17 protein-coding genes and 1 pseudogene are annotated in these 19,548 nt (G+C 33.3%); 12 read left to right on the top strand and 6 right to left on the bottom strand.

Features of this window, described 5'->3' with window-relative positions:
• Positions 1–40 precede the first annotated feature (40 nt).
• The 5 genes and pseudogenes from D1606_RS06220 (at position 41) to D1606_RS06200 (ending at position 6,061) form a co-directional block, all read left to right on the top strand.
• Entirely contained in the window at positions 41–2,977 is a 2,937-nt protein-coding gene (locus tag D1606_RS06220; protein WP_119415159.1) for a leucine-rich repeat protein, read from the top strand.
• Between the two features lie 327 nt (positions 2,978–3,304).
• A pseudogene (locus D1606_RS06215) lies at positions 3,305–3,544 on the top strand (GNAT family N-acetyltransferase); the annotation flags it as partial.
• A 137-nt stretch (positions 3,545–3,681) separates the two neighbouring features.
• Positions 3,682–4,227, top strand: a complete 546-nt coding sequence (locus D1606_RS06210; protein ID WP_119415157.1) for an NUDIX hydrolase — start codon at positions 3,682–3,684, stop codon at positions 4,225–4,227.
• 167 nt (positions 4,228–4,394) lie between these two features.
• On the top strand, positions 4,395–4,556 hold the full coding sequence (gene sspO / locus D1606_RS06205) for a small acid-soluble spore protein O (protein WP_233548033.1): 162 nt from the start codon (positions 4,395–4,397) through the stop codon (positions 4,554–4,556).
• Positions 4,557–4,864: 308 nt separating this feature from the next.
• Positions 4,865–6,061 (top strand): chromate transporter, encoded by a 1,197-nt coding sequence (locus tag D1606_RS06200; RefSeq protein WP_119415156.1) that lies wholly within the window; start codon positions 4,865–4,867, stop codon positions 6,059–6,061.
• A 61-nt stretch (positions 6,062–6,122) separates the two neighbouring features.
• Here the strand turns inward: D1606_RS06200 and D1606_RS06195 are convergent, their stop codons facing one another.
• Complete coding sequence (locus D1606_RS06195) at positions 6,123–7,664, bottom strand: DHA2 family efflux MFS transporter permease subunit (protein ID WP_119415155.1); 1,542 nt, start codon at positions 7,662–7,664, stop codon at positions 6,123–6,125.
• Between the two features lie 221 nt (positions 7,665–7,885).
• Here D1606_RS06195 and D1606_RS06190 point away from each other — a divergent pair, with 221 nt between their 5' ends.
• Positions 7,886–8,779: a TetR/AcrR family transcriptional regulator gene (locus tag D1606_RS06190; protein ID WP_119415154.1), complete on the top strand. Its 894-nt coding sequence runs from the start codon at positions 7,886–7,888 to the stop codon at positions 8,777–8,779.
• Positions 8,780–8,882: 103 nt separating this feature from the next.
• Here D1606_RS06190 and D1606_RS06185 read toward each other — a convergent pair whose 3' ends face one another.
• Positions 8,883–9,593 (bottom strand): VIT1/CCC1 transporter family protein, encoded by a 711-nt coding sequence (locus tag D1606_RS06185; RefSeq protein ID WP_119415153.1) that lies wholly within the window; start codon positions 9,591–9,593, stop codon positions 8,883–8,885.
• Between the two features lie 243 nt (positions 9,594–9,836).
• Here D1606_RS06185 and D1606_RS06180 point away from each other — a divergent pair, with 243 nt between their 5' ends.
• From D1606_RS06180 to D1606_RS06170, 3 genes are all read left to right on the top strand, one after another.
• On the top strand, positions 9,837–10,505 hold the full coding sequence (locus tag D1606_RS06180; RefSeq protein WP_119415152.1) for a response regulator transcription factor: 669 nt from the start codon (positions 9,837–9,839) through the stop codon (positions 10,503–10,505).
• Positions 10,495–11,538 carry a sensor histidine kinase gene (locus D1606_RS06175; protein ID WP_158582325.1) on the top strand — a complete coding sequence of 348 codons (1,044 nt, stop codon included), beginning with the start codon at positions 10,495–10,497 and terminating at the stop codon, positions 11,536–11,538. Before D1606_RS06180 ends, D1606_RS06175 begins: the two co-directional genes overlap by 11 nt.
• Positions 11,539–11,611: 73 nt before the next feature.
• Complete coding sequence (locus D1606_RS06170; RefSeq protein ID WP_369973758.1) at positions 11,612–13,090, top strand: multicopper oxidase family protein; 1,479 nt, start codon at positions 11,612–11,614, stop codon at positions 13,088–13,090.
• Positions 13,091–13,173: 83 nt separating this feature from the next.
• Here D1606_RS06170 and D1606_RS06165 read toward each other — a convergent pair whose 3' ends face one another.
• Positions 13,174–13,959 carry a GNAT family N-acetyltransferase gene (locus D1606_RS06165; RefSeq protein WP_119415149.1) on the bottom strand — a complete coding sequence of 262 codons (786 nt, stop codon included), beginning with the start codon at positions 13,957–13,959 and terminating at the stop codon, positions 13,174–13,176.
• Between the two features lie 495 nt (positions 13,960–14,454).
• On the opposite strand from D1606_RS06165, the gene D1606_RS06160 reads away from it, so the two are divergent.
• A complete protein-coding gene (locus D1606_RS06160; protein WP_119415148.1) occupies positions 14,455–14,826 on the top strand; it encodes an iron chaperone in 372 nt (123 codons plus the stop codon).
• Between the two features lie 263 nt (positions 14,827–15,089).
• Here D1606_RS06160 and D1606_RS06155 read toward each other — a convergent pair whose 3' ends face one another.
• Positions 15,090–15,899: a methyl-accepting chemotaxis protein gene (locus D1606_RS06155; RefSeq protein ID WP_119415147.1), complete on the bottom strand. Its 810-nt coding sequence runs from the start codon at positions 15,897–15,899 to the stop codon at positions 15,090–15,092.
• A 231-nt stretch (positions 15,900–16,130) separates the two neighbouring features.
• Complete coding sequence (locus tag D1606_RS06150) at positions 16,131–17,006, bottom strand: YitT family protein (RefSeq protein WP_119415146.1); 876 nt, start codon at positions 17,004–17,006, stop codon at positions 16,131–16,133.
• Positions 17,007–17,314: 308 nt separating this feature from the next.
• On the opposite strand from D1606_RS06150, the gene D1606_RS06145 reads away from it, so the two are divergent.
• Together D1606_RS06145 and D1606_RS06140 are read left to right on the top strand one after the other, a co-directional pair.
• Entirely contained in the window at positions 17,315–17,608 is a 294-nt protein-coding gene (locus D1606_RS06145; RefSeq protein WP_119415145.1) for a hypothetical protein, read from the top strand.
• 17 nt (positions 17,609–17,625) lie between these two features.
• Positions 17,626–18,543 (top strand): phosphotransferase, encoded by a 918-nt coding sequence (locus tag D1606_RS06140; RefSeq protein WP_119415144.1) that lies wholly within the window; start codon positions 17,626–17,628, stop codon positions 18,541–18,543.
• Positions 18,544–18,762: 219 nt separating this feature from the next.
• Here D1606_RS06140 and D1606_RS06135 read toward each other — a convergent pair whose 3' ends face one another.
• Positions 18,763–19,512 carry a glucose 1-dehydrogenase gene (locus D1606_RS06135; protein ID WP_119415143.1) on the bottom strand — a complete coding sequence of 250 codons (750 nt, stop codon included), beginning with the start codon at positions 19,510–19,512 and terminating at the stop codon, positions 18,763–18,765.
• Positions 19,513–19,548 lie beyond the last annotated feature (36 nt).

The raw sequence follows: 19,548 nt of genomic DNA, 5'->3' as shown, positions 1-19,548 counted from the left end.
TATATGAGAATTTTATATCAATATAGAGTGAGGTTTATTTATGAGGTTAGCATATAAGGTAATAGTAATCTTTACATTGTTATTAAGTTTTATATCTATATCAATTATTCCAGTGAGTGCGGAAACACTTCAAGAAGGCAATTTTAAATATATTGATATAAATGGAAAAGTAGAAATTATAGGTTACGATGGGAAATCAAAAAATGTGGAGATTCCAAGTGAACTGAATAATAAGCCTGTAACGAGTATAGGGGATTACGCTTTTAATAGAAAAGATTTAACGAGCATCTCTATCCCAGAAAGCGTGACGAATATAGGTGATTATGCATTTCATGATTGTCAACTGACCAATGTCAACATTCCTGAAAGTGTGACGACAATAGGAGAAGATGCATTTGCTTATAATCAATTAAAAAGTCTCGTTATTCCCGATAGTGTAATAAGTATAGGCAATTTTGCATTTGGTTTTAATCAAATATCGGATTTAACTATTCCGAAAAGTATTAAAATAATAGGGAAGTATGCGTTTAAATCAAATCAACTAACAGATATAACAATGCCAGATAATCGTAAGACAATCATGGGCGATGGTGTATTCGATCATAATCAACTAACAAGTGTGACAATCCCTGACAATGTGACGAGTATCGGTAATTATACTTTTAGCTATAATCAGTTAAAGAGTGTCACGATTCCAGACAGTGTGACGAATATAGGAGTCAATGCCTTTAGTAATAATCAATTAACGAGTGTAACAATCCCTGATAATGTGACGAATATAGGTGGTCATGCTTTTAGCTATAATCAGTTAACTAGTGTGTTGATTCCTAGAAAAGTGGAGAGTATAGGAACTGGAGCATTTGAAAATAATCAATTAAAAAGTGTTGATATACCAGATAATGTAAAGTATATAGAGAGTTCTGCATTTGAAAATAATCTATTAACCAACGTAGTCATTCCCAAAAGTGTAATTATAATAGAGGCAGGAACTTTTGAAGGTAATCAGTTAACAAGTGTGACAATCCCAGACAGTGTAGTGAGTATAGAAAATTTTGCATTTGAAAATAATCAATTAAAAAAAGTAGACATTCCGAATAGCGTTAAAACAATATGGGATAGTGCATTTGAAAATAATCAATTAAAAAAAGTAGACATTCCAAATAGCGTTAAAGCAATATGGGATGGTGCATTCAAAAAGAATCAACTAAAAAGTGTATCTATTCCCAATAGTGTAACTAGCATAGGGTCTTCTGCATTTAGTGAAAACCAATTAACGAATGTCACGATTCCAGAAAGCGTGACGACAATAGTGCATGATACATTTAAATCTAATCGATTAACCAATGTAATCATTCCAAATGGTGTGACGAAAATACAGAATTCTGCTTTTGATCATAATGAATTAACATCTGTCACCATCCCCGATAGTGTAACAACTATAGAGGATTATGCATTTTACAATAATCAATTAACGAGTATAACCATCCCCGATAGTGTGACGAGTTTAGGAAAGTATGCATTTAGTTCTAATCAACTAACGAGTATAAACCTTCCGAAAAGTTTAATAATAGAGAAATCTCCATTTAGTGATAATCCATTAAAAAGTGTTACCATCCCAGATGGAACTACGGAAATAGGACCATTTGCATTTGAAGGAAATAAATTAACAAGTATCACCATTCCTGATAGTGTAACACGTATATACGATTCTGCATTTGAAGATAATCAGTTAACGAACGTCACCATTCCGAATGGAGTAAAGAAAATTGGATCATTTGCATTTAAGGGGAATCAACTCTCTAGTCTCCTTATCTCGAATAGTGTAACGAAAATAGGAGATTATGCATTTAAAAATAATCAACTTACGAGCGTCATTATTCCTAATAGTGTAACAAGTATAGGAGATGGTGCATTCAGTAATAATATCTTGTTAAATGTATCTATTCCCAATAGTATAACTGAAATTTCGGAGAGTACATTTAATCAAAATAGATTAACGAATGTAGATATTCCGGAAAGCGTAACGAAAATAGGAGACCATGCATTTAGTAATAATCCATTAACGAGTGTTACTATTCCTGATAGTGTAACGCGATTTGGCTTGGATACTTTTGATTATAGATTAACTGATTATCCCACTCAAATTAAAGATTTACATGCAAGTATCATCGAATCAGATTCTTTAAAACTTAAATGGAAAAAACAAGATGTAACGGGCTATCAAGTTTTCAGGTATGATACGGACAGCAATAGCTATAAACTTTTCGAAACTATTTCAAGGAATATAGGTAGCTATACAATGAGCAACTTACGTGCCGGAACAACATATCGCTATAAAGTTCGATCATTTAAAACGTTGGGGATATTGAATTACTACGGTACGTTAAGTAGTGAAATTGCAATTACGACCAATCTTCCTCAGGTAAAGAATCTTGTTATTTCTAAGAGAAGTAGTAATTCCTTAAAACTAACTTGGTCTAAACAAAATGATGTAACGGGTTACAAAATCTATCAATATGATAGTAAAAACAAATTGTTAAAAACTATTACAAGTAAGTCAAACAGTTACGAATTATCAAAGCTTACTCCTGGAACAACGTATCAATTTAAAATTCGTTCTTATAAAACGAATGGTAAAACGAATCAGTACAGACCCTACAGCGATGTCTTAAAGACCACTACTAATCCAGGAACTGTAGTATCGAGCGTTAAAAAAGATAAAGCACACAGTATAAAAGTAAACTGGAAGAGTATTGCTTCATCTAGTGGATACCAAATTCAATATTCCACTAGTAGCAAATTTGCAAGTAGTAAAACAAAAAGCGTCACAATAGCAAGTAAAAATACGGTAACTAAAACAATAAAAAACTTGAAAAAAGGCAAAAAATATTATGTGAAAGTAAGAGCGTATAAAACCTTATCTGGTAAATCATATTACGGCTCTTGGAGTACTATAAAAAATGTAACTGTGAAATAGGGTGAACACGATGCAAGATAGAAGAGAACACATTAACCTCTTCTATCTTTTTTTAATAGAGTCTTTAAAACTCATTTCTTTTTATATAAATTTAAAATTTGTATGAATATACAGTCGGATTCCTTTTGAGAACTATAAAATTATAAACACATTTATAAAGCTGAGGGATATCTTTTAATCATTCAATCTTTTAAAGTATAAAGCAGGAGTTTTCGGTATTTGAGTAGAATATGTATAGTATTTGAAAAGTGTTTGGAGGTCGCTATGTTGCTATTATTTTTTTGATATATATCATCTACTAACTAACTAAAAATAATTTTGGAGTTTATTAGTGACGGCGTTCTATCTGCTTACATTCCGTTACTAGAAGTATTACCAAAATACAAAAATAAAGGAATTGGCAAAGAATTAGTAAAATGTATGTTACAAGAACTGGACGAAATTTATATGATAGATTTATGTTGCGATGAAGACTTAATTCCTTATTATGAGAAGTTTGGGATGATTCGATCAAATGCAATGCTTTTAAGAAATTACCAAATGCAGTCGGGGAATTCAGACAAATAATTTGGATGAGTGGGCTGCATTCACATATAGTATTTAAAACTGTAGCACAAATCAAAGACGGGTTTGTGCTATTAGTAATTATAAGGCATTGTAAAAAGATTATAGTAAATTTCAGCCACAAGGCAAGAGGTGAAAAAATGCATTTTCAAAAGATACTAGAAACTACTCCATTAGTTAAAAACCCTAAAAGTATCATTCAAAGACACGCTGTTAAAGCAATAATTATTCATGAAAATAAAATTCTACTAATTCAAACAAATAAGGGAGACTTTAAATTTCCTGGTGGCGGTGTAGAAGAAAACGAAAACCATATTGAAGCATTATTGAGGGAAGTTAGAGAAGAAACTGGTTACATAAACTTTATCGTGAAAGATTTTTTTGGAATTGTTATTGAACGAAAAATAGACAAATTTAAAAGTGATCATTTATTTCAAATGAATTCCTACTATTACATATGTGCATTAAAGAACAAAGAAACAGTTCATCAGGAGTTAGATGCATATGAAACTCTTCAAGAATTTAAGCCAAAATGGGTTAATCTTGAAGAAGCCATAAACCAAAATGAAACCCTATTCACATATCCTGAGATGAATAATTGGTTAAAACGTGAAACACTTGTTTTAAATGAAGTGAAGGAACTGGCTATAAAAAGAAATAAAATGACCATAAAGAGAAATAAATAAGCTCTAAACGGAAATAAACACATACAAAAAAGAGATAAATAGCTATCAAAAAGAAATAAAACATCGAAAAAAAGAAATAAACTCTGTTCAACCTAAAAGAGCAATCGGTTTTTATTTGGAATACTTCATAAGAATTTGCAAAGTCTATTCTTATGGAGGTGGTAAACATGAACGAAAATCAAAAAATGAGTAAACAATTGAGCAAGGATTTCAATAATAAACAAGTAACTCGTGATCAACAATCTAGAGATTTCAATCAGGAATTTGCGAATGAGCCATTGACTGCAACCGAAAAGTTAAATAATAAAAAGACAAAGAAAAGACAATAGAATGAAATAAAAGGGCCGTCTCGAAAGTCGTAAATGTACGATTTTTGAGTATGGCCTTTTATAAATTTATTTAAGTTACTGTAAATATTGTAAATAATTATTGATTATGTTGAATCAAAAAATTAGATGGGGTAACTTCATAATAGCAAAGTTTGCTAGTAATCTCTGACATACATAGTGCAACTATTCAAATAATGAAGGAAGACTTAGATGGCGAGAGATAAAATATGAAATATAGAACAATGCTCAGAGGTGATAGCATACCAGAAAGAATATAGCGCATTTCGAAATTCGAAAGTGGGGTAGTGATGAAAAAGCAAGCGGAAAATAAGTGGAAGAGATGGTTGGAAATTTGGATGGTTGCAACAAAACTAGGGATGACATCTTTTGGTGGTCCAATAGCACATCTTGGTTATTTTCATGAAGAGTATGTCAGGAGAAAAAAGTGGATCAACGAGAAAAACTATGGGGATCTCGTTGCCTTGAGTCAATTCTTACCGGGTCCAGCAAGTAGTCAGGTAGGCATTGGGATAGGCGTTGCGCGTGGGGGAATTGTTGGAGGAATAATATCGTTTCTTGGATTTACCTTACCGTCTGTTATAGCACTCATCTTTTTTGCGTCTTTACTTCAAATTTATGATATTAGAGATGCTGGCTGGCTAAGTGGATTAAAGATTGTAGCGGTTGTAGTTGTAGCTCATGCGGTAATAGGAATGGTTCAACATCATGCGCCTGACATTCAGAGAAAAACGATTGCGTTGTTCGTATTAGTAGTTACACTTATTTGGCAAACTGCATTTACTCAAATTGGTGTGATTTTAATAGCAGGAATTGTTGGATATTTTCTTTATAAAAATAAATCCATAAAAGAAGGACAAACAAACGTATCGCTTTTTCCTATTTCAAAACGTCTTGGATATTTAAGCTTAGCGTTATTCTTTATATTGTTAATTTTTCTTCCTATTCTAAGTAGATTAATATCTAGTAATTGGATTAGTATGTTTGATAGTTTTTATCGTGCAGGGGCCCTAGTTTTTGGAGGGGGGCATGTTGTATTACCATTGTTAGAACAGGAATTTGTGCCAACTGGTTTACTCAGCACACAAGAATTTTTGGCTGGTTATGGTATCACCCAGGCAGTACCAGGGCCGTTATTTACGTTTGCGGCATACATTGGAGCTGTTATGAACGGCTGGCAAGGTGGAATATTTGCGACATTTGCGATATTCTTGCCTGCATTCCTTTTGATCATTGGGTCGTTACCAATTTGGGATGCGCTTCGTACAAATTCAAAGGTTAAGGGAGCTCTGCTTGGAGTAAATGCTTCTGTTGTCGGTATTTTAATCTCCGCACTATACACGCCAATATGGACCAGTGCGATTAAATCATCTATGGATTTTGCACTGGCAGCAATTCTATTCTTCATGTTAGTATATTGGAAGCTTCCGCCTTGGGTAATTGTGCTAACAGGAGCAGTTGGTGGTTTCATAATTTCATATCTTTAATACGTAAATAAAAAAATGGCACAAAACTGAAATATCAGTTTGTGCCACTTTGAATAAATGCTTATTTTGCTGTTTTGTCTTCTTCAACTTGTGCTGGTGTTACTTTAACTCGTTTTAAGAATAAAGATAAGACAAGTGCTACAATTGTAATGATCATAGCGATGAAGAATGAGAAGTTAATACCTTCTACCATGGCTTTGTTAGCTAAATGTTTAGCAACTTCTTTACCATATTTGGCCATTTGAACTTCTGTCATTTGTTCACCGTTTTGAGCAGCTTCCATTGCTTTTTCTTTTACTTTTTTCGCAACAGTTGCTTTAATGTCTAGGTCGTCTGCTTCGCTCTTTGTACGGTTTGTCATGATTGTGATCATAACTGCAGAACCGATTGCACCTGCAACTTGTTGAAGTGTGTTGTTAAGTGCTGTACCATGTGGATTTAAACGTTGTGGTAATTGGTTTAAACCATTTGTCATGATAGGCATCATCACCATTGACATACCTAACATACGAACAGTATATGCAATGATTAAGTAAGTGTAAGTAGTATCTAATTTTAGTTGTGATAAAAAGTAAGTAGAAATAGCTACGATTGATAAACCAACTACTGCTAAAGGACGAGGACCAATCCGGTCAAATAATTTACCAGTGATTGGTGACATAAGCCCCATTACAAGTGCTCCTGGTAACATCATTAATCCAGCGTCTAATGGTGAAATACCACGAACATTTTGTACATAAAGTGGAGTTAAAATCATACCAGAGAACATCGCCATTGAGATAACAACTGAGATTACGCTACCCATAGCGTACATTGGGTGTTTGTATACTTCCATGCTTAGAAGTGGTTTTTCAAGTCGTAATTGACGAAGTACAAAGATGATTAAAGCTATTGTACCAATTGTGATAGTACCCCAAACTTCGAATGCATTCCAACCTGCAGATGAAGCAGTAGAGAATCCATATAACAGGCCACCAAAACCAATTGTAGATAAGATGATGGATAATACATCGACTGTAACAGGTCTTGTTTCCATTACATTATCGAATTTAAAGATTCCCAATAATAATGAAATTACAGCGAATGGTAAGATAACAATGAATAAGTAGTGCCATGAGAAATGCTCAACTAAGTAACCAGATAATGTAGGACCGATGGCTGGTGCCATGATCATAACAAGACCGAAGATTCCCATTGCTGCCCCACGTTTTTCAACAGGGAAGCTAACTAACATAATATTCATTAATAATGGACCCATTACTGATGCGCCAAGAGCTTGAATCATACGAGCTGCTAGTAACACACCAAAGCTTGGTGCCCAAATCGCTAATGCTGTACCGATTGTGAAAATCGTCATTGAAGTGACGAATAATGTTTTATTTTTGAAGCGCGTAATTAAAAATGCACTAGCTGGCACAAGTACACCACTTATTAACATGTAACCAGTTGCTAGCCATTGAACAGTTGATGCTTCAACATCAAAATCCTTCATAATAGAAGGAAGCGCTACGTTTAAAAGCGTATTGTTTAAAAACGCTACGAATGCCCCGACGAATAATATTGCAATCATCAAGTAAGGGGGCTTTTTATGTGTTGTGTTCATGCTTAAATCCCTCTTATCCTATTTTTATATTTTAAGTTTACTTGATTTATTTTATACTCGCAGTTCAATTATTGCAAGAAAAATATAGAGAGGGTATTGGAAACCTTAATAGAAAGGGCTTTCATAATTATAATGTTAGTCCATTCACTTGCCGGTTCGTGTAGAAATAGGGTAAAATTAAACTGTTAGTTCAACTTAATATACTAAAAAAAGGTGAATATATGAACAACCGTAAGCGACAAATTATTAAGGCTTGTGTAAAATTATTCTCTGAAAAAGGTTTTACGGAAACATCGATTCAAGATATCTTGGATGAAGCTCAAATTTCAAAAGGGACGTTCTACAACTATTTCCCATCTAAAAAAGAATGTTTAATAGCTATTTTAGATATTGGACGAAAAGAAACGAATGTACGCAAAATCAAAGCTTTAACAGGAAAAGAAAAGAACGACAAGAATGTACTTGCCGCTCAACTGATTTCTTCTCTGCAGGTGAATAAAGAACAAAATCTATTGCCAATTTTTGAATCTATTCTACATTCTGGTGATAAGGAGTTAAAACAATTAGTCGATCAAATGCTTCTACAAGAGATAAATTGGACTGCTCGTCGACTATTAGACATCTACGGTCTTAAATTGGTTCCCTATCATTATGATGCGGCTATTCTTTTGTTCGGTATGATGCATCAAATGTTTCATATTGGAAAGATCATTGGTTATCCACGTGGAAATGTCACTGATAGTGTAAACTTTGTTCTCACTCAACTTGATGCGATTATACCAGAGCTGATTAAAAAACAAAAAACAATGCTTGGTACGTATTTTGAAGATTATATTAAGGAACATACGTTTGTTGAGACCGTCGATCAACAAGAGCTATTGAAACAAGTTACAGGTTTTAAAGCATATTTGGAAAAGCTGAGCTTTCAACAAAACGAGTATCTGGATTATTTAATCGAAGAACTAGGAAAAGAAAAGCCACGTTTTCATATTTTAAGTGTTGTAGCATTCCAATTTTACAATAGTTTTCGCGATACCGTGCATGCACCAGAAGCAATCGAAATTACTAATCATATTTGGCAATTATCGAGGGATAAAAATCAAAAAAATGCATGATATACAAAATAAAAAGAACAGATGTTATCTCCATTAGAGCATTTTCAAAGCACGTATATTTTCTATATACAAAGTTTTGAAGGTGTTTTTCTTTGGACAAATTTTATGAAATCAGTCTTGCTATTAAGAAGGCGATACCTGCAGCGATACCTCCGACTAATGTTGTTTGGAAAGCACTCTTAAATGGGTTTGCGCCTGTAAAACGTCCTTTTACAAATCCGAAGATAAACAAAGCGATAAGTGTCATAATGACGGAAAGAAGTAAAGCTGAATTTGCATTTTGGATGAGCATATAGGGGAACAAAGGAATGAGACCACCCACTATATAGGATCCACCAATTGTAACAGAGCTCGTTAGTGCACGTTTTGGTTCGGGCTTATCAAGTCCAAGTTCATATTTCATCATGAAATCCACCCATTTATCAGGATCTTTACTCATAGCAGTAACTGACTCTTTGATTGCGGATTCAGGTAGATTCCATTCACGTAATATGTCTGCTACTTCTTCACGTTCTCGATCCGGCAATTCCACAATCTCTCTTCTTTCACGTTCTACTTCGGAAGCATAGTGTTCCTCATCTGTACGTGCGGCTAGGTAACCACCAAGTCCCATTGCAATTGACCCAGCAGCTATCTCAGCCACACCTGCTACGACAACTAGACTTGCATTTGAGATACTGCCGGAAAGACCAGCAGCAAGTGCAAAAGGAACGGTCAATCCATCAGACATACCGATTACAATATCACGAATTAGATCTGACGCAGTGAAATGTTTTTCTTCATGTGTTGGTTTAGTACTTTCAGTCTCTGACATAAAAATCTCCCTTTTTTAATAAACGATCTCTATAAATTAAACGATAATAAATACCCATTCATTTCCTAGAAAATAAAACATGGTGCATTTCCAATTGAATAGCACCATGTTTTCTTTTAATATGTATTATTTTCATTATGACATACAATAAAATACACAAATATGTCTTATTGTAATTGATATTTTATAGAAGTAATTAGATTATATTTAAAATATAATTAAAGAAAACAGGAGATTTTATACATGAAAGTTTTAATCGTAGATGATGAAGAAAAGATTACTAATGTATTGGTATCTTATTTTGAAAAGAATGGAGATATCACTTATGTTGCACATACTGGCGAGTCAGCTATTCAAATAGTAGATGAGGTACCGCTGGATATGATTATTTTAGATTTAATGTTATCCGATATGGCTGGTGAAGATATATGTCAATACGTGAAATTAAATTACGATATTCCAGTAATAATGCTTACGGCCAAAATCTCAATTGATGATAAGCTAAAGGGATTTGAATTAGGTGCTGATGATTATGTAGTAAAACCATTTCACCCTAAAGAAATTATAGTGAGAGCAGAGAGGTTATTACCTGAATCACGTAAAAAACAAATCATTCAATTTGGACAGTTAGTAATTCACAAAAATGAAAGACAGGTATTATTAAATCAAGAAAGTCTTCAACTAACACAACATGAATATAGCATTTTACTATTACTAGTTGAAAATCCTAAAAAAGTCTTTAGCCGAGAGGATATTATAAAAAAGATATTTGGATTTGATATGGATATAAATCTTCGGGTAGTTGATCAACATATTAAGAATATCCGTAAAAAAATAAAGGATAACTACATTCAAACTGTTTTCGGACTAGGTTATAAGATGAATGAAAAGGTTGAAAAAGATGAAATTTAACATAAAAGTTGCATTTATAATAGCGATTTTCACTTTAAGTATGCTTTTAATGATTACGGGCATTTTGCTTTATAAAGGGCATGAACATTTAATGATGCTACATATAACAGATTCTCAAGAAGTCATCCACCATTTTGATATGGCCTTAAGAGAGACGGCATTTTGGTCTATAGCGGTATTGCTCGTTGTCATACTAATTTCAAGTTTATTGATCGCACGTGCATTGGCACGGCCTATTCAAGAAATGAATAATTTCGCTTTATTACTTGTACAGGGAAAGCGGAATTTACATATAACATATACAATCGATGATCAAATTGGACAATTAGGACAATCCTTATTAAAACTAGACGAAACATTAGAAACCTATGAGCTTCGCCGAAAGGAAATGACACAAGATCTTGCTCATGAAATTCGAAATCCACTAGCTTCGATTAAAAGTTATTTGAGTGCATTTGAAGATGGAGTTTGGACAGCGACTCCTGAACGTTTGCAAGCATGTGTGGAAGAAATTGATCGACTCATCCTCCTTGTTGGAGAATTAGATACCCTGAATGATATTAATAGTCCAACGTTTAAAGTTGTGAAGAAAGAAGAAACAATCGAAAATTTAATAGAGAAAGCTGTGATAGGAATTGCCAGTGAGTTGCTTGAAAAAGATATCCAGCTAGAATTGGATTTAGATTCATCAATCCATGCGCATGTAGACGAGCTTAGATTAAATCAAATTCTCCATAATATTATTAAAAATGCCATGTACCATGTTCAAAGAGAAGGCTTAATCCTCATTAAATTATTTAAAGAAAGTAACTACTTTATCATTCTTATCCAAGATAACGGAGTAGGTATGGATTTAGAAACAAGTAAAAAGATTTTTCAGCGAAATTATCGAGGGGAAAATCTCTATCCCGGTAGTGGAATTGGAATGACCATAACGAAAAAACTTGTTGAGGCACACGGTGGAACGATTACAGTAAAAAGTCATGAAAATGAAGGAACAACTTTTTATATAAAAATGCCTCTTTCTACATAATTTCTACACAACTCTTTCGTATGATCGTTGCGAAAGGACGTGTTGATGTATGAAGAAAGTGGCATTAGCAAGTATGATAATTAGTCTTGGGTTACTTAGTGCTTGTAGTGAAAGTAATAGTGATCATTCTTCCAGTAAAGACATGAAGGGAATGGATCATTCATCTATGAATATGGGGGGCATGGACCACACCAATATGGATATGAGCCATGAATCCATCACAGAGTTAAACAGTAGCCTTGGAGAAAATGAATTAACGTTTCCGAAAATGCTTGGACCAGACCAAAAGAAGAACAATTCAATTTCATATACAGTTCGAGCACAACAAGGTACTTCTGAAATTTATGATGGGGTTAAAACGATGACATATGGATATAATGGTAACTTTTTAGGCCCTGTTATTCGCCTCGAAAAAGGCATGAACGTCAACATTCATTTAGTAAATGATTTAGATGAAGAAACTACTTTCCATTGGCATGGACTTGAAATTCCTGGAAACGAAGATGGCGGTCCACATAAAGTATTAAAACCAGGAGAAACAAAGACCATTCACTTTAAAGTGAATCAAGAAGCAGCAACACTTTGGTTCCATCCACATCCAATGCATGAAACAGGCAAACAAGTATATAAAGGCTTAGCAGGATTGCTTTATATTGATGATCAGAATAGCGAGAAATTAGATATTCCAAAATCATATGGAGAAGACGATCTACCAATTATTCTTCAAGATAAAACATTTACAAAAGATAAACAACTAGATTATGACAAAGTGTTGAATGAAGATGGAACGACAGGGGACACGCTGTTAATCAATGGAGTTGTAAACCCAAAACTAACAATCGAGCGAAAAAAAGTTCGATTACGCATTTTAAACGGTTCTAATATGAGGAATTATACGTTACATTTTAATAATGATATGGAATTCCAACAAATCGCAAGTGACGGTGGTTTCTTAAATAAACCTACTACAACAAATGAGATTGAAGTTGCACCTGGAGAAAGAGTAGAGGTCATTGTAGATTTAACAAAAGTGAAGGAAAATGAAGTTTCTCTAGTCAATGAAGACAAGAAAACAATTTTACCAATTCATCTAAAAGGAACCGTAAATCATTCCAAAACAGTAGAAACTGTAAACCAATTAAATTCTATTCGTACTACCGATGATATGAAAAACAAAAAGGTCACAAAAACAATAAAACTGGCGGGCATGATGAACAATGTGACGATTAATGATAAGAAGTTTGACCCAAATCGAATCGATTTTACACAAAAGGTAAATGAAACGGAAGTTTGGGAAATTGATAATGTAAAAGATGCAATGGGGGGGATGAACCATCCATTCCACATCCATGGCACACAATTCCGAGTGATCTCAATTGATGGTAAAGAACCACCGGCAAATTTATCTAGTTTAAAAGATACGATTTCATTGAAACCGGGTCAAAAAGCAAAAATTGCTGTGAAGTTTACACAAAAGGGAATCTATATGTTCCATTGCCATATTCTTGAACATGAAGATAATGGCATGATGGGACAAATTAAAGTTGACTAGACAATATACTTAGAAATAAAAAGCAATAAGCCATTTTGATACATCTTGTCAAAATGGCTTATATTTATAAATTGAAAGGATACTTACCCCTGAATTTCTTTGATACTTTTTCCGCCTAAAAAAGCATGTCCTGTTCTAAGCTTATCTACCGTTTGGAATCCATATTTTTGATATACTTTTTCGATTGATTCATTTATTGGAAATACCCAGAGTTTCTCTAGACCGTTATTCGTAATTTCTTTTTGTACAAATTGAATGAGTTCACCTACGAAGCCTTTTCCTCTATATTCTTCGAGTGTCGCAACACTCTCTAATCGAGCTTGATGATTATGTTCAAAAATACATGCTGTTGAGCAAGGGGTTCCATCATATCGAAGAAGATAGTGTGTGAAAGAAGGATGATTGAATTGTTCTTCGAAGACTTTCTGTATGATTTCTTTTCCACCAAATTCCTTGATGCTAGACTCGATTTCTAATGCTTCTTGATAATTCTTTTTGGTAACCTTTTCAATAGAGGTTAGTTTTCTTTTTTCGATTTTAATAACTTGATTGTCCCATAACTGAACAGGACTAATGAGTTCTTCATAGCCAAAATTATTTGACTTAAGCTCAGAGATTAAGTCTTGTTGGACATCTAAATTATAGATATAAAATCTAGGTATGATATTTCTAGAAATATAAAAATCTTTGACTTCATCAAGGATTTGTTTTGGATCATGAAAAGAATCGCTTATATGCGCATGATTTGCATCATAATAATTTGGTTGGTTTTCATTGCAAAAAAAAGCACCCCAGGAAGTATCGAATCGTTTCGTAAAGGTTTCCAAGTATGCGAAATCAAGTAATAGAATATCTTTTAAATTTAACATATTATTAGTCTCCTATATTTTATTTGAATAATTGAAATAGAGAATATAACTATATTTTTCATTCTCTAGAATTTATTTTCAATTGTCCAGTCGATTTTAACATTTAATTTCTTGCAATTGTAAATATTATAAATGATTCTTCTTATCGTTATATCTATAATTTTCCTATTTATGGTATCATTACTGAAAGATTGGCGGTGTAATAAAGTGAAAAATATCATTTTGGGGATTTTTATTGGGGTTTTAATAGGTGAGATTGTATACGATTTTTTCTTTAAAGGTGAATTTAGTTTATTTCACATTCTCTTTTTAACAATTGCCATAAGCTTCGGTTTTTACTTTGCTAGACTAATAAATAGTTATAGATTGTAGTAGTTGAGGTGATAAATTGGACTAAAGTATTTATAGTTATGTATTCTAATAGAAGATAAAAAACTAGCAAATGCTGAAAGATAAATCTTTTGGCTAAAATAAATAATATCAAAGGAGGAAGACATGGAAGTTTTTGCAGAATATTTATCAGGTATCGATAATCCAGATCACCGCGAACGAACAGAAGAAATTTTGACATGGGTTGCTAGCAAGTATCCAAATTTAGAACCACAAATCAAGTGGAATACACCAATGTTCACAGATCATGGAACATTTATCATTGGCTTTTCCACATCGAAGAATCATATGAGCATTTCCCCAGAAGAAGCTGGCATTGCACACTTTGCCGATGACATTACCAATGCTGGCTACACTCACACAAAAGGCTTGTTCCGAATTCTGTGGAAAGAACCTGTAAATTACGAATTGCTTGAGGAAATAATAGAATTTAATATTCAGGATAAAGCAGGAGATATGAATTTTTGGCGGAAATAAACTATTGCTCCTAAAAGTACATCAATTTTGTTAGAGTGAAATTGACTAGAACAGCTGTGTCAACACTAAACAATACAACTTTTATGAGGAATGTAGCTTGAATTCTTTAGGGGTTATGTACCCAAATGTTTTGTGTATTTGACAATAACATAATCATTTAATTCAAAAGACAGTGACAGCGGGTAAGCATCTAAAGTTAATTTAGAGTAAAAAGGAACCGATTAATTCCCATGAGGAAGTCGGTTCCTTTTCACTTAGAATTATTATTCAATGTTTTCAAAGTCCTCAATGGTTTTCTTGAATTTGGTTTGCGTTTCAAGAATTGATTTTTGTAAATTATCGGTGATAGCATTTATCCTTTTTACTTCTTGTGTGATGTTTTCTATATTGCTATCTACTTGACTAATTGAATCTGAGACATTTCCCGCTAATCTACGAACTTCATCCGCTACAACCTTAAAGCCTCTACCATATTCCCCTGCACGAGCGGCTTCAATGGCTGCATTTAATGCCAGCATATTCGTTTGAGTAGCTATATTGCGTATTAACTTAGATACTTCACTGATTAAATTGGTATGTTCTTTTAAAGATTGAATTGTATCTACTTTCTCCTTAGAATTTGCAACAACCAAATCTACTAATTCTACGGGCATATTTTTTAATTGAGAAATGACGTCTGTTGTTTGGTTTTCCCGTTCTGTAATATCCGTAGCTATTTTAAGGACAGCCTTTACCTGACCTTCCTCATTGAGAACGGGCATATATGTAGCTTCAAACCATAGTAAATTTCCTTTTTTGCCGACTCTTTGGATTTTTTCTTGAAACTTGACTCCTTTGCGAAGACTTTCCCATAATTCAACATATTCTTTGCTATTAACATATTCTTTCGTACAGAATTGTCTATGAGTCATATTTTTCATTTCACTAACGGTGTAACCCAAAGTTCGTGCAAAATTTTCGTTTACCCAAATGACTTCTTTATTTAAGTTGAACTCTATCATTGCTAGATTTGTTTCTAAAGCTGATAAAATAGCTTTTTGTGTGCTTGGATTGAAATTTACAATGGTGTTCATTAGTAAAAAACTCCTTTGTGAATATATTTAAATGGATTATATGTAAAATAATATATAACTTTTTTCCTGCTTTTATATAGATAAAGTATCATAGAATTTATTTTTAGTATAGTTTTATGGTATGGGTAGGGGAGTCTATAATCATATCTTTCACCCTATAAGGCAAAAAAAGATGAAATAACCTCAGACTCATAAAAAATGATGAATCTGAGGTTTCTTCGTGAAAATATTTTAGTGAATGTTCTTTTTCGTGAAGTTACCGCCCTTTACTTCGGCCATATCATAAACTGTAACGAATGCTTTTGGATCGATTTCGAATATAATTGATTTGATCTTAGTATCTTCTAAACGGTTAATAACACAAGTAACTTCTTTAAATTGCTCGTTCGTATATCCTCCATAAACATCTGTTAAGGTAGCACCACGACCAAGACGATCTCGAATAGTTTCGACAAGTAATTCTGGTTCTTTCGAAATAATTTTATATGTTTTAGTCCCACTAAATCCTTCTTCAACAATGTGAATAACTTTCGAAGCGATAAAGTAAGCAAGCCCAGATAAAATTGCACCTGTTAAACCAAAAACAGTTGAAACAAGAATAAATACAAACATATTTAAAAATAATATCAAGTCGCTTGTCCCAAACGGTAGTTTACGTGAGAGTAAAACGGCTAACATATCAATTCCATCTAATGCTCCACCATTACGCAAAGCAAGACCCATACCAAAACCTAAAATAATCCCCCCAACAACTGTTATTAAAAGGGAATCACCTTCGATAATCGTTTCGACATGATGAAAAGCTACTGTACCAATCGCTAAAGAAAGGATGCCTAATACAGAATAAATGGCAAAGCTTTTACCAATTTGTTTATAGCCTAACCATATAAAAGGAGCATTAATAATAGCGATTAATACGCCTAGTGGAAGACCGAAAAGCTGAGAAAAAACAATGCTAATACCGGTCACACCACCATCAGATACATTGTTTGGTATTAAAATGGATTCTAATCCATAGGCAGCTATTAATGCGCCAATTATTACTAAAATCCCTTTAAAAATAGCCCCTTTCGCACTTATTTTTGTCTTCGTTTTACTATTTCCCATAGTGTACCTCCATAGTTGTTTCAATCTAAATAAAATTGCCTTATACAAATAGCGTTCCTCTAGGTTTAACTTAATTGTACCAAAAATATGCGGGAAACGTGATGAACTGGGTATCTATTTAGTAGAAAAAGGTTAATTTACACCAAAAATTCAGGTGGAATTCTATTACTAAGAAGTAAGATGTGTTAAACAAAAAAGGACTTATGCTATTTTTGTAGAATTGATTATAAGATTATAAATGTGCAACAGGCCAATTTTTTTTCTGAAAAATTGGTTGGGAAGCTTTTCACTATTAAAGGGGGAGCACGATGTCAAAAGAACAAATTAAGGGACTTAGTATTATCTTGTCCATAATGATGATTATAGGATTGGTGTTGATGTTTTTCAGTGTTTCGATTGGAACTTATTTAGGAGACTCTTGGGCTTCAAGTCAACCAGATGGTTATCTTGATAACAGATATGAGGTAGTTATTGAGAATTATATAAACAACTTTGTAATTATTGGAAGTATTCTATTTGGTGTGGGTATATTAACTGGCGTATTTACTTATATTAAGTCCTTTTCGTTGAAAGGAAACGAAGATGTATCTGAAAATGATTGAAGAGAGGAGAAAAAACTTTGAATTCAAAAGAGATTATCCATAAATTTGGTATAAAAATTGATGAAGAACCCACTAGTATTTATCCTTTCTCACCCGTTTATAAAGTCAAAAAAGATGATCAAGATGTAATTATTAAAAAAACGCAAACGCCTTTAAAAGCAGCTCAAAACTTAATGTGCTTTTTAAAAACATTAAAAGAGCATGAAATAAATATCGTGACACCTTTAACTGAACCCATAGAAATTAATGAGTCCATTTACGTGATGTATCCTTTTATCGATGGAAATAAATATACAGCAAAAGATGAAGAAATTTATCAGTCAGGTAAGTTGCTAGGTAGAATCCACTCAGTTTCAAGTCAGATCAATGAATTTTATTTACCTACATATGATGTCTTTGATTTTACTGAGCAAGAAGTATTACGCGACATGCAATCCATTCGGCAAAACATTCAGAAGACAAACCGTACTTTCTCAGTAGACGGTATGGAACAAAAACTATTAGAAGCTGTTAAAAACCAAGCAACTATAAAAGATTTAAAGCTGCCTTTAGTGGCTACACCATATGATTACAAAGCAAATAATATAGTATATACACCCAAACCATTTTTAATCGACCCGGACAACGCTACATGGTTGCCAAGAATTTTTGACTTAGCATTAGTTTTACTATTATTTCATAATGAGCTCGATACAGCACCAGATTGTATATTCACGCCAAAACAATGGAAGTTATTTTTAGAAGGATATAAAAAATACACGACAATAACTGATTTAGAAAAAGAGGTTTGGGATGCAGTGTTACAACATATTTTTTTAGATGAAGTTATGTGGTTAATGGCAGAATATGAAGAAGATTGGCTTGATCATAACCAATATAACTTATATAGAAGTCTAGTTGATATTCTTTTCAACTCAGCTGATTATAAAATTTAGGTAGATCAGCTTATGTGAATGTTGTGCTTGACTTGAAAGCTTTCTTTTCAACTAACATAATATTTTTTGAAACATACAAAGCAGACGGTTTAGAAGTGTTGGTACCATACCTCTAATTGGCGTCTGCTTTTACTATAGTTTATGAAAATCTTTAATTATAATGTATATTAGAATTCCAACTTTGATAACTATTTGTTATTGTATTCTTTGTAAATCCTCTTATTCCTCATATATCATTTTTCTCGTCATTCCACCATCTACAACTAGGTTAATGCCTGTGATAAAATCATTTTCTTTGGCAGTTAAATAAAGAGCAGCTCGTGCAATATCATCTGGTTTTCCTACACGTTTTGATAAATGTTGTTCATGGTCTATTTTACTTAATTTAGAATAATCTCCTGTTTCAATCCAACCAGGGGAAATGGCATTAACGGTAATCCTATCTTCACTGAATGAGGCTGCAAGGGCATGTGTAATTGCAACAATCCCACCTTTTGTGGCAGCATAACTTTCTGAATTTGGCTCAGACATGATGGCCCTTGTGGAGGCAATATTTACAATAGAGCCACCTTCCTTGTTATGACGCATATATTTTGCTGCTTCACGTGATGCTAAGAAAACACTTCTTAAGTTTGTGTTTATCATATCGTCCCATTCTTCAATTGATAAATCATAAGGAGACTTAAATAACGTTTTTCCAGCATTATTGATTAAAATATCTATTTGACCGTATGTTTGATGGGCTACTTCCATTAATCGAACTATATCTTTCTCCAGCCTTACATCTGATTGTACGAAAAGTGCTTCTCCACCTTGTTCTGTAATTCTAGCAGCTGTTTGTGCTCCAGCGTTTTCATCGATATCTGCTAAAACGACATTGGCACCTTTCTCTGCATAATGTAAAGCAATTCCTTTCCCAATTCCATTTCCAGCGCCTGTTATGATCACTGTTTTATTTGTAAAATCCAATGTATTCTCACATCCTTATTTAAAATTACATAACAT

This window comes from Rummeliibacillus sp. POC4 (assembly GCF_003576525.1).
In the GTDB taxonomy this organism is placed as follows: domain Bacteria; phylum Bacillota; class Bacilli; order Bacillales_A; family Planococcaceae; genus Rummeliibacillus.
The sequence above is the reverse complement of the archived record's forward strand: the minus strand, read 5'-3'. Positions and strand labels throughout refer to the sequence as shown.

Excerpts from the sequence above, each read along its gene's own strand:
- D1606_RS06220 (WP_119415159.1), top strand. The coding sequence starts at position 41 with ATGAGGTTAGCATATAAGGTAATAGTAATCTTTACATTGTTATTAAGT.
- D1606_RS06210 (WP_119415157.1), top strand. The coding sequence starts at position 3,682 with ATGCATTTTCAAAAGATACTAGAAACTACTCCATTAGTTAAAAACCCT.
- sspO (WP_233548033.1), top strand. The coding sequence starts at position 4,395 with ATGAACGAAAATCAAAAAATGAGTAAACAATTGAGCAAGGATTTCAAT.
- D1606_RS06200 (WP_119415156.1), top strand. The coding sequence starts at position 4,865 with ATGAAAAAGCAAGCGGAAAATAAGTGGAAGAGATGGTTGGAAATTTGG.
- D1606_RS06195 (WP_119415155.1), bottom strand. The coding sequence starts at position 7,664 with ATGAACACAACACATAAAAAGCCCCCTTACTTGATGATTGCAATATTA.
- D1606_RS06190 (WP_119415154.1), top strand. The coding sequence starts at position 7,886 with ATGAACAACCGTAAGCGACAAATTATTAAGGCTTGTGTAAAATTATTC.
- D1606_RS06185 (WP_119415153.1), bottom strand. The coding sequence starts at position 9,593 with ATGTCAGAGACTGAAAGTACTAAACCAACACATGAAGAAAAACATTTC.
- D1606_RS06180 (WP_119415152.1), top strand. The coding sequence starts at position 9,837 with ATGAAAGTTTTAATCGTAGATGATGAAGAAAAGATTACTAATGTATTG.
- D1606_RS06175 (WP_158582325.1), top strand. The coding sequence starts at position 10,495 with ATGAAATTTAACATAAAAGTTGCATTTATAATAGCGATTTTCACTTTA.
- D1606_RS06170 (WP_369973758.1), top strand. The coding sequence starts at position 11,612 with ATGATAATTAGTCTTGGGTTACTTAGTGCTTGTAGTGAAAGTAATAGT.
- D1606_RS06165 (WP_119415149.1), bottom strand. The coding sequence starts at position 13,959 with ATGTTAAATTTAAAAGATATTCTATTACTTGATTTCGCATACTTGGAA.
- D1606_RS06160 (WP_119415148.1), top strand. The coding sequence starts at position 14,455 with ATGGAAGTTTTTGCAGAATATTTATCAGGTATCGATAATCCAGATCAC.
- D1606_RS06155 (WP_119415147.1), bottom strand. The coding sequence starts at position 15,899 with ATGAACACCATTGTAAATTTCAATCCAAGCACACAAAAAGCTATTTTA.
- D1606_RS06150 (WP_119415146.1), bottom strand. The coding sequence starts at position 17,006 with ATGGGAAATAGTAAAACGAAGACAAAAATAAGTGCGAAAGGGGCTATT.
- D1606_RS06145 (WP_119415145.1), top strand. The coding sequence starts at position 17,315 with ATGTCAAAAGAACAAATTAAGGGACTTAGTATTATCTTGTCCATAATG.